The following is a 13,036-nucleotide window of genomic DNA, read 5'->3' as shown; positions in this document are numbered from 1 at the left end:
GGGCTCGCTTCAGACAGAGGCCAACGTTGTACTGTCTGGAACACTCTCGGCTTCGGATTCACTTTCAGGTTCAGCCTCCGGCGGCGAGGGCGGAACTCTCAGATCTTCAAAAATGCTTTTAACTGAGCTAGCGACGGGCACCGCGACTATCAGCCCTAAGAACCCGGCAATTTTAGTCCCCAGCAGCAGAGATACCAAAATCCATACCGGATTCAAGCCGACAAAGCCGCCAATTAGCTGCGGGGCGATCGCATTTTCTACTACCTGATCAATCACTGCTGCCACAGTAACTACCCGCACCCCCAACCAAATACTCTTCAGCGCCGTCAAAAAGCTAATGATGGTGATGCTCAAAGCGGGGCCAAAGGGGAAAATCGCCATGACGCCCACCGCAATCCCAAACAGCAGCCCAAAAGGCACCCGAATCAGCAAAAAAGCCAGGGTCATCGCCGTGCCCATCAGCAGCGCTACGGTAATTTGCCCCAGAAAATAATTTTGAAAGTTTTTCCGGACTAGCGGTCTGGCATGCGTGTTCCATTCCTGAGGGAGCCATTGAAAGATGCCGTCCCACAGGCGCTCGCCATGTAGCAGCAAGTAAAAAGTCAGCACTACCGTCAGGCCCAGGTCCACCACGCTCCCAATCGCATCGGGCAGCAGCCCCAAAACGCTGGCGCTCACGCTCTGCAGCTGCGTCGTCAGCTTGGTCTGCAGCTGAGTGGCCAGGCTCGCCAGATCTATCGGCAGGTTCAGCTCAACTGCCCAGGTCTGCAAAGCATTCATCTGAGCCATGCCCGAATCTAGCCAGGAGGGCAAGCGCCCGGTCAGGTCATTGATCTGCGCGACTAGCGGCGGTACCAGCAGCACGCCCATCACGCCCAGTACCGAAATCGATCCTAAGAGCACTAGCAGAATGGCCAGCGATCGCCGCAGCCGAAAGCGCGACAGCCACTGCACCGGATAATTTAAAAGAAAAGATAGCAGCGTCGCCGTCAAAAAAATCGTCAACTGCGAGCGAAAATAGGCAAAAATCTGCAGCGCCACCCAGCCATTTAGCGCCAAAATAGGCAGCGCCAGTCCCCATGTTATCCAGCGCGGCAGTCGATTAAACCAATCCATCAGCGTTCGTTGTTCAGTGGGCTTTTTTCATCAATAGGGCTTTTGTAAAATTTTTTCTAACCTAGCCCCATACCTCTAGCCTAGCGAACAAACTAAAGGATTAGCCGCCCGCCGACACATACCAGTAGTAAGTCAGCATCGGAATGGCAGTAGCTGCAATCAGCAGGACTACTACCAGGATAGTCGAGGAGCCGCGAGCCTCTTCGGTTTCTTCTGCGGTGGCAAAGTTTCTATCGGTATCAACCGTATTGTCGTACGTTGGCGGGCCGGGGTCAGGCTCACCCGAAATCACTGCCACCAGACGGTCAGTCGCATCTAAAAACGATTGATTGTACTGATTGCCGCGCAGCAGCGGTACTTTCATAGTTTCGTCGATGACGCTTTGAGCCGTTTCAGCCGGTAGCAGATTAGCGGTTTCGTCGCCGACGCTGATGCCGATGGTATTGGTCAAATCGTCTAGCACAATCAGGGTTTGGTTAGCCTGATCTGCGGGTGTAGGAAACCATTTTTCTAGGAGCTGGTCAGCAAATGATTGGGCGGTTTCGCCGTAGTCTAGCCGGTGAATGGTGACAAAGCGGACTTCATTGCCCGTCTCTTGCGCGAGCTGACGCAAGGCTTCTGTGATTTTGCCTTCATTGAGCCGCGAGACCTGAGACGCATCGTCAACTATCCAGGTGTCGCTGCTGGCGGTTTGCGGCATGCTGTAAAGGCCGGTAGCCAGCGCTGGGGCCGCCCACAACTGGATAGAGAGCAGGGCGATCGCCAGTACAGCCAGCAGCTGACGAAACCAGCCAAAAGGATTTGACATGGGCTTAGAGAGAATAAGAACTTGGTTTAAATAATAGGGGATATCGGAGGGTGCCGCAGCGCAAACCGGAAAGCCGCTCACTAGGGCTCCAAAAACTGGTACTGGCGCAGTATTTTTTGCAGGTTGGTACTGGTTTCGAGCAGGCAGGCATGGCCGCTATCTGGCAAAACTGTCAGCTGCGCGTCGGGAAAGCGATCTTGCAGACTTTTGGCCTCTCGCGTAGAGGGCAGCAGCCGATCATTGCCCCCGGCGATCAGCAAAACCGGTTGAGCCATTCGCTCTAAGGGTAGGCGCTCTACCTCAAAGCGACTGAGCATCGCCATCCGCCAGGCAGCGGTTTTAACAGGGACAGACTTCATGGCGGTTTCTAGCGCTTCGCGATCGCGCCGATTAACCCGAAATGGCTCAATCAAAAAAGGCACAAACCCATAGGCGCTATAGCGATATGCCAGGCTAGGCAACTGCCGGGTAATCAATGAGCCCAGATGCATCCAGGGCAACCGCCGAAACGATGAGGCCGGGTTGACTAAAATCAGCCGGTCAAACAGATGGGGCGACTCGGTCAGCACCTGCATGGCCAAGCAGCCGCCAAACGACTCGCCACAGAGATAGACAGGGCGGCGATGTTCGCCCACTTCTTGAGCGATCAAATGGCTCACCTGGCGGGCCAGCGGCTGCCATTCAGACAGGTCTTTGGGCGAAATCTCGACGCAGCGCAGATCAAACCAGGGCACCAGGCGGTCGATTTGAGTACGCAGCAGCGTCCCGGTACCATCCATGCCGGGCAAGAAGATAAACAGCGGCTTTTTGGGCTGAACGGGTCTCGGCGTCAGAAACCGTACCAGGCTCTTCATACCCGAGAGATTGGTAGAGGGATAGGAGGTGTTGCTGACCACGACTAATAGCAGCCTGCTTGCAGCAGGGTTTGAACTTTTTCATGGCAAATTTCACTGAGTTCAGCCGCCGTCTGGCTGGCCTGTTTGCCCCGATAGTCGGCTCGCAGGGCATCGGTCGCAATCGGCTCGCCAATCACGACTTGCACGCGCCGGTAAATCACTGCCGGGTGCAGGCCCGACTGCTGAAACAGCGGTTCGCTCGGGTCAAACCAGCTTAGCAACTTAAACGGCACGGTATTTTGCTGATCTTCTTCTAGCGCCACCACCGCTACCGGTACGACTTGCAAATCTTCGACCGGTGCCCGCAAAGCCAGGTGCGCAAAGCCCCGCTGAAAGGGGCCGACTTGACTAGCCGCTGGAATTTCAATCATCGGGCCGGTGCCTTCTGGAAAGACGCCAATCGACTCTTGCGATCGCAAAAAACCAGTCGCCTGTTTAAAAAAGGTGCGGCCTCGCTGATTGGGCAGATCGAGCGGAAAGCAGCCGAGCGCATTGACCACATTGCGCATCACGGGTACCTGAGCCATGTAGTGATGGCAGGCAAAGTGAACGGGCTTAGCTGCTGCCACCATCAGCAGTGGCGCATCGAGAAAGCTGCGATGGTTAGCGATCATCAAAAAGGGCGATCGCGGCAGTTTCTCTGCGCCCTGCACTCTAATCTGAATGCCCAGGGAAAACAACATCCAGCGAGAAACTTCAAGGGGACTGGTCAACGGCATAGTGCTTTGCAAATGAAAAAGACGGCTAATCACCGCCCATACTTAATACTCTGTCTATAGTTATAGAGGGTTTGGAGCAGCAGTCACATCCTCCAAAAGTGCTCTAAAGCAAGGCTACACAAAGCCATCTTCCTACATTACTGAGAGAGCAGCCAACCACCGCCTATACAAACCCCTAATCCAGGCAGCGTTAGCGTCCTGGGAAGAAGAAAGTCTTGATCTCAGTTGAGACACCTCGTTGTTTTGGGAGAATATTGCCCGACTCGGCTGGTGGTGGTGCATCGGAGACGAGCGGTGCCTTTAGCTCGGAATTGATACAACAGGTTGGTTTTACCGCCCCTCGTGACCCTCTACCAGCCTTGACTTCGGGGTGATCGCCGTTAAATGTCTGCTAGACCCAACTTTTGTCAGTCAATTGGGGGCGAAGCACTTACGCAGGGCCTATTCGCTTGGTCAAAATGGCCATGACTTCGCCGGGTCTGCCGGTAGATAGGGGGCGGCTCCAGTCGTTGGGCTCCGCGTAGCCAAGGCTGTACAAGTGCTGAATCGTCGATTGCACAATGCTTGGGGTACCAAACAGCAGATGGCGAACCTGCCCTGGTTCGGGTTTTAGTCCGGCTGGGGGAATGGGAGATCGCCCCATTTCAGCAATCGGCTCAGCAGCAGGCACAGTGGACGCCGCAGCGCCCTGAGTAGAAAGGGTAAACATGTGAGTCTGGTCTCCGCAAACGGGTTTGGTAGGAAACCAGAACTCAATAACGCTCAGCCACCCGCAGAGATGACGTGCAAATCAGGGTGGCTAAGGGTTAAAGTGACCCTAGCCGTCTGGGATTGCGTGTTAATCCTGTGCGGTGAGCCGTCGGTGTGGTGCGCTTACACCCGCCGATGGCGCTAAGAGAATCGAGTTCTGGTGGAACAGGCGCGATCAGCATCGACACCCTGGATCTGAAGATAAGCGTATTTTCCCCTAGCGTCAAGCTAAAGATTGATACGCTGCTGAGACCTCGGCAAGACGCGCAGAAACGAAAATTGCCAAAGTCCGCTCAGACGTGAATATTTTCTTTGAAGCTGTTTTACACTTTTCAAAAGGTGTGACAGCAAACAGGCTATAGAATCCATGTATAGGCCCGCCGCTTTTCGAGAAGACGACACAGATAAGCTGATTGCTTTTATGAGAGCCAACAGTTTTGCCACCTTAGTCTCGACGGTGAAAGGGTTGCCCTGCGCTTCACACATTCCCCTCGTGGTGACAAAACAAGGAGACATCGTCAAACTGACCGGCCATCTGGCTAAGCAAAACCTTCAGTGGCAGGCATTTTCAGCAGCTGAGTCATTGGCTATCTTCACTGGAGCACACGCCTACATCTCTCCTACCCTGTACGAAAAGCGCGAAAATGTCCCCACCTGGAACTATATTGCTGTTCATGCCTATGGCATCCCTAAAATCATCACATCAGATGATTCGCCCGAGCGTATGGATCAAATGATTGACGACATGGTAGATACCTACGAGGCCGATTATCAGTCACAGTGGCATAGCTTGTCTGATAGCTACCGGGCAGGCATGATGAGCGGCATAGTCGGGTTTGAGATGACCGTCACTCGCTTAGAAGGCCAATTTAAGCTCAGTCAAAATCGTAATCAGACCGATCAGCAAACGGTTTCAGATCAATTGCTTCATAGCCCTGACTTGGCTGCTCGGGCAATTGGAGAAGAAATGAAGCAGCGTGAGATAAATGAAGAGTAGCGATCGCTCTCCCTATCACTCGATACAATGGGAGCGATCGCTACTGGCGGCATATGGCATAGGTCACCCCTTCAGGCGAAGATCATATCTTTTCTTTCCCTGGCGCTGGCCCTAGCGCTAGAAAACTCGCGCCGCTGACTTCAATAATTTGCAGATTTTGCCCCACCTACTAAAAGGCATAAAATTTGCCGATATCGTCATTCTCGGCAGCATCGACATCATCATGGGATCGGTTGACCGCTAGGTGAGGTGAGCAATTTGCCCATAGGAACGCCTGCCCGCTTTTTTGATCAGCAGGCGGCAGCGCCCGTCTGTTTGGATTAAACTAACAGGGGACTGGCTATGGCCCTGAGCCGCTATTTGCAGCGCTCAGGCAGGCTATTTCTCGCCCACTTATCATCCCCCGTAGGAAAGAAAGTTTTCATATATGAAGCAATATTCTCTAATCACGATTATTTTTTACTTAATGGGGCCAGCGCTGATCATCGCTAGCCACTTAGGTTCACTCCTCGTTTTCATCACCGGCCTCTCGGTAGGTGCTATCAGCTGGATTGTGTTTCTGTACCTGATTCGGATGCTAGGTACCACTGCCATCTATCACCGACTGCTCACTCACAAGAGCTACCAGGCACCTACCCCCCTGCTATGGATCGGCTGCATCATTGGCGCATCAGCCGGGCAAATGGGGCCAAGCTGGTGGAAAGCGCATCACATGGCCCATCATCTCCACGTAGAGCAACCCCTCGATCCGCATTCTCCCTATACGCCGTTTCAGGGTTGGAAGGGGTTTTACTGGTCGCAGGGCGGGTGGCTGCTAGCGCCTCAGTTTTTCCCAGAGAAGCTGCCTGCCGATGTAGAGAGCGATCGCGTTCTCCAAATCATTGACCGCCTGCACTTCGTGCCCACCATCGCGCTTGGAGCCTTGTCATACGCGATGGGCGGTTTAGAATACCTCGGCGCTTTTTTCCTGAGCACTACTTTGCTTTTTCACGGCGTCCAAACTGTCAATTCCCTGGCTCATCTCTTCGGCGAGCAGCCATTTATCACCGATGACCACAGCCGCAACAGTGGACTCGTTGCTTTTCTCACTCTGGGCGAAGGTTGGCATAATCTCCATCATGCTTTTCAGTCTTCGAGTCGGCACGGTATTACTATTCGTAACAACCGGGTCGTTTACCTGGTCGATCCCACATTTATCTTCATAAAAATGCTGGAGTCGCTCAAGCTGGCCTCAAAGCTGAGAATGCCCACCGAACCAGAACTCCTGAGCCGCGCCCGACCTCAAGGCTCACCCCATACAAACCTGTCAGCCGCCCTTAACACTCGGTAAATTCTTAACCATCACCCACTAAAACACTTGCTACACTGAGTCATCTCAAAGATTACAGTTGATAGCAAGGAGATCTCTTTGCTTGGCCTATAAACCTGGCCTACCTTCAGAACTGCGTAGTTTTTCTATGAAAAACTTCTGGTTTTCAACCGGAATATGGTTTAGCGGGCGTGAGCTGAGAAAAACCGAAATGACTTCTACAACCCAATCCCCAAACCTCTCCCGATATCTCCCCGGCATCGGAGATATGTCCCTAAAAAGTTCAGGTGCCTATGGCGCAACGCGGCTCATGGCCGAAACGCTCAACGTAGCTCAAATGGCCTTAGCCGAAGCCTATGTGAACGGATTAGAGATACCAGACGCGGCTTTTCGGGCAGCCTTGCATACGATTATGCCGGTATTGTTCCAGCATTTTCCCGGTTTGTTGGCTCCCTATGAATGGGTGCTCGAAGAGTCTGATCAGCTCGCTGAATCTTCGCGTGAGCTAATGGATGTGCAGTACGACCGGCCTCAAGTGCTGCTCAACCAGATGTTAGGCGATTGGCCCGTCATTTATCCTAAGTACAGCACCGGATTTTGGGAGCGCGGTGCAACCGACCTGAGAGAATCTCAAATGCACATGATCGATCAGGTGATTGAGCGGTTGGGCATTGTCGATGGTGATAATATTTTGGATTTTGGCTGTGGCTGGGGCTGCGTGCCCAACTACATTATGTCTAAGTTCCCTAACGTGCGGTTTACCGGGCTCAATCTGAGCCATCAGCAGTGCGAATATATGCGCCGCAAAATGCAAGATCCAGAAAGCTATCTCAGCTCAGAGCGATTTACCCTGCACGAGGGCGATCTGAACGAGGCTCAGTTTACCGAAAAGTTCGATAAAATTCTCTCAATTGGTGTTTTTTGTCATGTTGGCAACTTAACCAACGCCTTTCAGAAGCTGGCCTCTCTTTTAAAGGATGATGGCAAGGTCTTTATTCACATCATCACTGTGCGCATTCCCAACAACATGTCGTCTGGCTTTACGCACAAATATATTTTTCCGCACGGTCGCTATTGGAACCACGACGCAGTGCCGAGCCATAACCGCGACCTGAAAACAGTAGATCGGTGGTACATGAACGGCATGAACTATCACAAAACGCTGACCGCCTGGCTAGAGCGATTTGACGCTTCTCAAGAGACTGTCAAGACCCTTGACTACGGCATGGACTATGCTAAATTCCGACGTATATGGCGATTTTACTTATTGTTGTTAGGCACTATCTTTGCCACCTGCGACGGTGAATATAACGGGAATGGGCAGTACCTTCTAACTCGCGCTTAAGCTGTATTAGAAGAACACACTACTAGCGCCAGCAAGATGGCTATGCGATCGCTTGACCACCAAGAACAAAGTCATCTTGCTGTTACTGTATCTTGCTGTTACTACAGCTGAATGCTCACAGTCCTGAGTCTCGAACCTTGTAGGCGATTTCTTCAACCGGCAAGTTCTCATTATCCCAGTGGCCATAACGGAGCTGCAACCGCTTTTCTCCCGCGTATTCTCCTAGCCTGCCGCCATAGTGCTCTGCGCCAGTGCCTAAGCTCTGGATACGGACTTTGCCATTAAATACAGTAGCGCGTGCTAGATAAATCACCAGATCGTCGCGGGAGGGTCGATTGACTGTGGTGCTGGCAGTCAGGTGGCCCAGTCCGCGCTCGTCCATCTCCTGCGAGAGCGCCAGAGCCGTATGGCGAATGCCGCGAATCGCTACAATCACGGCAGCGACGGCCATAGTGATGTCTACGCCTTCATCGGTGAGAATATGGTTAGTTGAAAGGTAGCGAAAGTTTTTTTCTCCCAGGTCATCGCGAATGCGGCGGTGAATTAAGTTTTGGGGATGGTAGTCAGTCAGCGCCCCGACGATCGCACCGCAGGCCGCTCGGGGTTCGCGCCACGGCGATTCACGAGTTTTGCCGTAGATCACATGCTTGCCGCCTTCGCGTAGTCGTCCTACGTGAGTTTTGAGATCGATGGCAACTAGGGAAATTGACTGCGGGTTGCCAGCATAGAGTTGATGCTTGAGATGCTCGTCTAGCTCGTGGGCAACGGTGACATGGGCCAGCGTTGCCCCATTGTCGGTGCCGCCACCGGCTGGGAAAAAAGCTTCTAGCTTGAGTTCGCCAATTTCTGAAAGCGTGGCAAAACGAGAGGCGACTACGTCTCGGTAGCGTTTGGTCGCTTCGCCCTGGTGGATGCGATCACCGCAGTTCGTATAGCCCAGGGTCGTGACCACGCTGGGCAAACTCAGATCTGCGCCACAGGCCTTGACCGCTGTCGGGCTAGCGGCCGCAAACTGCAGCTCGTCTCGCAAGATCTGTAAGCCGTGGATCAGGGCATAGCGATCGCTGACCAGCTCATTGAGATAATTGTGATAGGCGTTGCGCTCCATGCCAAAGCTAGCAGGCAGCTGCCAAAAATTATCCACCCGCTTTTGCGTAGCCGCCGCGTCAAAAGGCATCATAGGTAGCAAACCCGATTGAAGGGTTTTGATCAGCTGAGCCTCTGTAGTTTACCTCTGTAGCCTGCTTTTGTAGGCTAGTCGCTTTGTGGCGCGGCTCTATGCCCAGTCCCTGCCGGGGGTCATCGGCGCAGATCGCACCGTACTCGTCAATTGCCCGAAACAGTTCCGCCTGCTGACCCTGCCCAATCTTCTATGTCTCAAGCAAGCGTTGTTTTTTCTTGCGATGCTGTGTCACTCAAAGCCTCTGGGGGCTTAAGTTCCTGTCGGTTCTTCGGTAAAGTCGGCCTGAGGTTTTTGCTCCAGATAAATCGCCAGCGCGCCCCCGAGCGTGATCAATACCATACCAATCAGCGAAACACCGTTCGGTATCTCATCAAAAAACAGCCAGCCGATCACGGCTGAAAAAATCACGCTGCTGTACTGAAATACGCCAATCTGATGGGGCTCAGCGTAGCGATAGGCTTTCACTAGCAGCAGTTGAAAGGTGAGAAAAGCCGCTGCCGCTGCGACGACATAGCCTAGAGTCGCTCGATCAATCGGCTGCCACTGCCAGAGCGCTACGGGTGCCATCAGAGCTGAGCCGATTAGCAAGTAGTACAGCGTCTGGCTTAGCGGCGACTGAGTTTGGTTAATCCGGCGCACGGTGAGAAATTCGACGGCGGCTGAGAGCCCGGCTCCGAGGCCAATCAAATTAGCCGGGTTGCGCAGCAAGTCAGCATTGGGCTGAACCACCAGCAGTAGCCCAATAAATCCGACGGCGATCGCTCCCCATAGCTTCAGCGAAATTTGCTTGTTCAGGGCAATCACGCCAATGACTGGGATAAATATTGGCGTTGTATTCAGCAGCACATTTGCACTGACGAGGCTGCCCAGCCCTGCCGCCCAGATAAACAGATAAAAGCCGCTCAGCCCAAACACCGCTCGCAGCAAATAGTAAGGCAGCACCTGAGCATTGAGCCCCGCCTGCAAATCGCGACCTCGCCGCCAGATTTCTACCGGCAGCAATACGCCCAAAGCCAGCAGCAGCAGCAGCCACAAAAACTGCCCCGGGCCAATGGTCGCCTGCGCGACTTTCCCCAGTGCGCCTTGAATGGTATTGGCTAAGAAGCCGACCGTAATCAGCCCGGCACCTAGCAATAGAGACTGATCGGGTACTGAAGGTGGCTCTGCAGAAGCTGTGGGCGATCGCGATGAATCTGAGGTCATGTTGGGAGATAATTTTTGCATGGCTGCGGCATTACGGCCACAGCTATCTCGTATTCTAACGGTCTGGGTAAAGGCAATTAAGAAAAGCGTTACAGAGGAAACAGCCAAAGCGCAGCCGGTCGGCCACGATGAAATGACGTTTGCCTGAGCAGGCAAACGGTTAGCTCGCTTTTGGGATGATTGTTTTTTTAATGGAGATGTAATGCATGTCAGCAGCGATCGCACAAGATAGAAAAAATCAAAATGGTAGCGCGGTGTACCCCAAAGGCTGCACCTTTTCTCCGACTGACTGGACTGCGATCGCGCCCTTCTGGTACCCGGTTGCCTTTAGCCACGAGGTCAAAGACCAGCCCGTTGCCGCTACCCTGCTCGATCAGCGACTCGTCATCTGGCGCACCGCCGCTGGTGTCTCCGTTGCTAACGACATCTGCCTGCACCGGGGCGTGCCGCTGAGCATGGGCCATCTCAAAGACGACCAGATCATCTGCAAATACCACGGCTTTCACTACGATGCCACCGGCCAGTGCAGCCTGATTCCGGCCAATCCGCAGGCCAGTATTCCTAGCAAGCTCTGTCTAAAAACCTATCCGGTTAAAGAAGCCTACGGTTTGGTCTGGACAACGCTAGCAGGCAGCGCTGATGACGAAGATGCTCTGCCCTTTTTCCCCGAATGGACAGACGCCGACTATCAGCAGATTGTGCCCGATAGCATTAGCCTAGAGGCCGCTGCGGGCCGGCAAATGGAAGGCTTTTTAGATGTGGCTCATTTTGCCTGGATTCATGCCGAGTCGTTTGGCGATCGCAGCAACCCCATCGTCCCCCGCTACGACGTTGAACCTACCCCGCGCGGTCTGCGGGCAAACTATCTCAGCACTGTCAGCAACTTTCCCAAGGCGCTACAGCACCGCGCCCCGGATGATTTTGAATGGCTGCGCGTGTTTGAAGTCTTTTTGCCTTTCAGTGCGTTACTCAGAGTCAGTTTTCCCAACGAAGGTCGTTTGTGCATTCTCAATGCCGCCTCTCCTATCTCTGCTCGCAAAACCCGCGTCTTCTCTCCCCTCTGTCGCAACTTTGACAAAGACCAACCACTAGAACCTGTCTACGAATTTAACTATCAGATTTTTAATGAAGACAAAGAGATAGTAGAAGCCCAATACCCGGAAGATCTCCCACTGGATCTGCGAGCAGAAACTCATATTCAGGCAGACCAAACCTCTATCACCTATCGCAAAGGGTTAGCCGAGCTGGGCCTGAGCAAACTGTATACAGCATGAGCATTCCATGAGTACCCTTTTAGTCAAAAACATCCATACGCTAATAACCATGGATGACGAACGCAGAGAGATAGGTAACGGGGCACTCTTTGTTCGAGATCATGTTATCGAGCAGGTGGGGACAACCGATGCCTTGCCAGCGACCGCCGATGAGATTTTAGACTTACAGGGGCGGCATGTTGTTTTACCCGGTTTGGTCAACACCCATCATCACTTTTTCCAGACGCTTACCCGCGCTGTACCCGCTGCTCAAAACTGCGATCTCTTTAACTGGCTAAAAGCGCTCTACCCGATCTGGAGCAACCTGACCAGCGAGGGCATATACGCGAGCGCTCAAATGGCCGCTGCCGAGCTCATGCTGTCTGGCTGCACCACCGCTAGCGATCATCTCTATCTCTTTCCTAACGACTGTACTCTCGACGATGAAATTCGCGCTGTGCAAGACATTGGCCTGCGGTTCCACGCTAGCCGGGGCAGTATGAGCATGGGGGAAAGTCAAGGCGGGTTGCCGCCGGATGCGCTGGTAGAAAAAGAGCCGGATATTCTCAAAGACTCGCTGCGATTGATTGAGCAATATCATGACAGCGATCGCCACGCCATGACCCGCATCGTCCTCGCGCCCTGCTCACCTTTTACCGTCTCTCCCGACCTGATGCGAGAGTCAGCAGCAATGGCTCGCTCCTATTCGGGCGTGCGGCTCCATACCCATTTAGCAGAGAACAAAAGCGACGTTGACTATAGCCTGGAAAAGTTTGGTCTACGGCCAGGCGACTACGCCGAATCGGTTGGTTGGCTGGGTGAAGATGTCTGGCACGCCCACTGCGTACAGCTCAGCGATCGCGCCATTCAAAAATTCGCTAAAACCGGCACTGGTGTGGCCCACTGCCCCTGTAGCAATCTGCGGCTGGCCAGTGGCATTGCCCCTATTCGCAAAATGCTCACGCAAGGTGTCCCGGTCGGCATCGGCGTAGATGGTGCGGCTTCTAACGACGCCTCTAATCTGCTGCAAGAGACTCGCACGGCTTTTTTAGTGGCTCGGGTGAGAGACTGCGATGCAGCAGCGATGACAGCCCGTGAAGCGTTAGAGGTGGCAACTCGGGGGGGAGCCAGAGTACTAGGTCGAGACGACATCGGCTATCTGGCACCCGGCATGTCAGCAGATTTTATTGCGTTTAATATCGACACGCCTGCGCTGGTTGGCAGTCATCACGACGTAGTCGCCGCGCTGATATTTTGTCAGCCACCGTCAGTAGACTACAGCTTTATTCATGGAAAAAAAGTAATCGACCAGGGCCATCTAATGACGATAGAGCTGGAGCCGCTCATCGAGAACTGCAACCAGCAAGCTGCAGCCATAGTCGGATAAATTCTGAGTGCTTCTCCCAAACTTCATGAGAACGCACCCCTGTTGGCCCTTAAATGTGATTTGCAAGAAG

At 53.3% G+C, this 13,036-nt stretch carries 14 protein-coding genes and 1 pseudogene; 8 read left to right on the top strand and 7 right to left on the bottom strand.

The window, feature by feature from the left end:
• Positions 1-9: 9 nt before the first annotated feature.
• The 5 genes from CKL79_RS00885 to CKL79_RS00860 form a co-directional block, all read right to left on the bottom strand.
• Entirely contained in the window at positions 10-1,116 is a 1,107-nt protein-coding gene (locus tag CKL79_RS00885) for an AI-2E family transporter (RefSeq protein ID WP_121967692.1), read from the bottom strand.
• Positions 1,117-1,216: 100 nt separating this feature from the next.
• The gene (locus tag CKL79_RS00880; protein WP_121967691.1) at positions 1,217-1,924 is read right to left on the bottom strand and encodes a TPM domain-containing protein; all 708 of its coding nucleotides are present in this window, start codon (positions 1,922-1,924) and stop codon (positions 1,217-1,219) included.
• An 80-nt stretch (positions 1,925-2,004) separates the two neighbouring features.
• Positions 2,005-2,820, bottom strand: coding sequence for an alpha/beta hydrolase (locus CKL79_RS00875; protein WP_240518573.1), 816 nt, complete (start codon positions 2,818-2,820; stop codon positions 2,005-2,007).
• Between the two features lie 2 nt (positions 2,821-2,822).
• Positions 2,823-3,539, bottom strand: coding sequence for a lysophospholipid acyltransferase family protein (locus CKL79_RS00870; protein WP_121967689.1), 717 nt, complete (start codon positions 3,537-3,539; stop codon positions 2,823-2,825).
• A gap of 430 nt (positions 3,540-3,969) precedes the next feature.
• Positions 3,970-4,248: a hypothetical protein gene (locus CKL79_RS00860; RefSeq protein ID WP_121967688.1), complete on the bottom strand. Its 279-nt coding sequence runs from the start codon at positions 4,246-4,248 to the stop codon at positions 3,970-3,972.
• Between the two features lie 155 nt (positions 4,249-4,403).
• On the opposite strand from CKL79_RS00860, the gene CKL79_RS22820 reads away from it, so the two are divergent.
• The 5 genes and pseudogenes from CKL79_RS22820 (at position 4,404) to CKL79_RS00840 (ending at position 7,940) form a co-directional block, all read left to right on the top strand.
• Positions 4,404-4,592, top strand: a complete 189-nt coding sequence (locus CKL79_RS22820) for a hypothetical protein (RefSeq protein ID WP_141242128.1) — start codon at positions 4,404-4,406, stop codon at positions 4,590-4,592.
• A 64-nt stretch (positions 4,593-4,656) separates the two neighbouring features.
• The gene (locus tag CKL79_RS00855; protein WP_121967687.1) at positions 4,657-5,286 is read left to right on the top strand and encodes an FMN-binding negative transcriptional regulator; all 630 of its coding nucleotides are present in this window, start codon (positions 4,657-4,659) and stop codon (positions 5,284-5,286) included.
• A gap of 94 nt (positions 5,287-5,380) precedes the next feature.
• Positions 5,381-5,530: pseudogene (locus tag CKL79_RS00850) on the top strand (NADPH-quinone oxidoreductase); the annotation flags it as partial.
• A gap of 183 nt (positions 5,531-5,713) precedes the next feature.
• The gene (locus CKL79_RS00845; RefSeq protein WP_121967686.1) at positions 5,714-6,616 is read left to right on the top strand and encodes an acyl-CoA desaturase; all 903 of its coding nucleotides are present in this window, start codon (positions 5,714-5,716) and stop codon (positions 6,614-6,616) included.
• A gap of 190 nt (positions 6,617-6,806) precedes the next feature.
• Positions 6,807-7,940 (top strand): class I SAM-dependent methyltransferase, encoded by a 1,134-nt coding sequence (locus CKL79_RS00840; RefSeq protein WP_121967777.1) that lies wholly within the window; start codon positions 6,807-6,809, stop codon positions 7,938-7,940.
• Between the two features lie 115 nt (positions 7,941-8,055).
• Here the strand turns inward: CKL79_RS00840 and CKL79_RS00835 are convergent, their stop codons facing one another.
• Both CKL79_RS00835 and CKL79_RS00830 read right to left on the bottom strand, forming a co-directional pair.
• Complete coding sequence (locus CKL79_RS00835; RefSeq protein ID WP_121967685.1) at positions 8,056-9,120, bottom strand: hypothetical protein; 1,065 nt, start codon at positions 9,118-9,120, stop codon at positions 8,056-8,058.
• Positions 9,121-9,372: 252 nt separating this feature from the next.
• On the bottom strand, positions 9,373-10,347 hold the full coding sequence (locus CKL79_RS00830; protein WP_121967684.1) for a DMT family transporter: 975 nt from the start codon (positions 10,345-10,347) through the stop codon (positions 9,373-9,375).
• On the opposite strand from CKL79_RS00830, the gene CKL79_RS24105 reads away from it, so the two are divergent.
• Genes CKL79_RS24105 through CKL79_RS00820 form a run of 3 tightly spaced genes read left to right on the top strand, consistent with a single transcriptional unit; the run spans position 10,346 to position 12,966 of the window.
• Positions 10,346-10,474 (top strand): hypothetical protein, encoded by a 129-nt coding sequence (locus CKL79_RS24105; protein ID WP_276298742.1) that lies wholly within the window; start codon positions 10,346-10,348, stop codon positions 10,472-10,474. The two genes, CKL79_RS00830 and CKL79_RS24105, sit on opposite strands and share 2 nt — an antisense overlap.
• Before the next feature lie 58 nt (positions 10,475-10,532).
• Positions 10,533-11,600: an aromatic ring-hydroxylating dioxygenase subunit alpha gene (locus CKL79_RS00825; protein WP_121967683.1), complete on the top strand. Its 1,068-nt coding sequence runs from the start codon at positions 10,533-10,535 to the stop codon at positions 11,598-11,600.
• Positions 11,601-11,607: 7 nt separating this feature from the next.
• Positions 11,608-12,966, top strand: coding sequence for an 8-oxoguanine deaminase (locus CKL79_RS00820; protein WP_121967682.1), 1,359 nt, complete (start codon positions 11,608-11,610; stop codon positions 12,964-12,966).
• Positions 12,967-13,036: the final 70 nt, after the last annotated feature.

The organism is Leptolyngbya sp. BC1307 (assembly GCF_002286735.1).
Classification (GTDB): domain Bacteria; phylum Cyanobacteriota; class Cyanobacteriia; order Phormidesmidales; family Phormidesmidaceae; genus Phormidesmis.
The sequence above is the reverse complement of the archived record's forward strand: the minus strand, read 5'-3'. Positions and strand labels throughout refer to the sequence as shown.

Excerpts from the sequence above, each read along its gene's own strand:
- CKL79_RS00820 (WP_121967682.1), top strand. The coding sequence starts at position 11,608 with ATGAGTACCCTTTTAGTCAAAAACATCCATACGCTAATAACCATGGAT.
- CKL79_RS00855 (WP_121967687.1), top strand. The coding sequence starts at position 4,657 with ATGTATAGGCCCGCCGCTTTTCGAGAAGACGACACAGATAAGCTGATT.
- CKL79_RS00825 (WP_121967683.1), top strand. The coding sequence starts at position 10,533 with ATGTCAGCAGCGATCGCACAAGATAGAAAAAATCAAAATGGTAGCGCG.
- CKL79_RS00880 (WP_121967691.1), bottom strand. The coding sequence starts at position 1,924 with ATGTCAAATCCTTTTGGCTGGTTTCGTCAGCTGCTGGCTGTACTGGCG.
- CKL79_RS00830 (WP_121967684.1), bottom strand. The coding sequence starts at position 10,347 with ATGCAAAAATTATCTCCCAACATGACCTCAGATTCATCGCGATCGCCC.
- CKL79_RS00870 (WP_121967689.1), bottom strand. The coding sequence starts at position 3,539 with ATGCCGTTGACCAGTCCCCTTGAAGTTTCTCGCTGGATGTTGTTTTCC.
- CKL79_RS00885 (WP_121967692.1), bottom strand. The coding sequence starts at position 1,116 with ATGGATTGGTTTAATCGACTGCCGCGCTGGATAACATGGGGACTGGCG.
- CKL79_RS00860 (WP_121967688.1), bottom strand. The coding sequence starts at position 4,248 with ATGTTTACCCTTTCTACTCAGGGCGCTGCGGCGTCCACTGTGCCTGCT.
- CKL79_RS00840 (WP_121967777.1), top strand. The coding sequence starts at position 6,807 with ATGACTTCTACAACCCAATCCCCAAACCTCTCCCGATATCTCCCCGGC.
- CKL79_RS24105 (WP_276298742.1), top strand. The coding sequence starts at position 10,346 with ATGGCTGCGGCATTACGGCCACAGCTATCTCGTATTCTAACGGTCTGG.
- CKL79_RS00845 (WP_121967686.1), top strand. The coding sequence starts at position 5,714 with ATGAAGCAATATTCTCTAATCACGATTATTTTTTACTTAATGGGGCCA.
- CKL79_RS00835 (WP_121967685.1), bottom strand. The coding sequence starts at position 9,120 with ATGATGCCTTTTGACGCGGCGGCTACGCAAAAGCGGGTGGATAATTTT.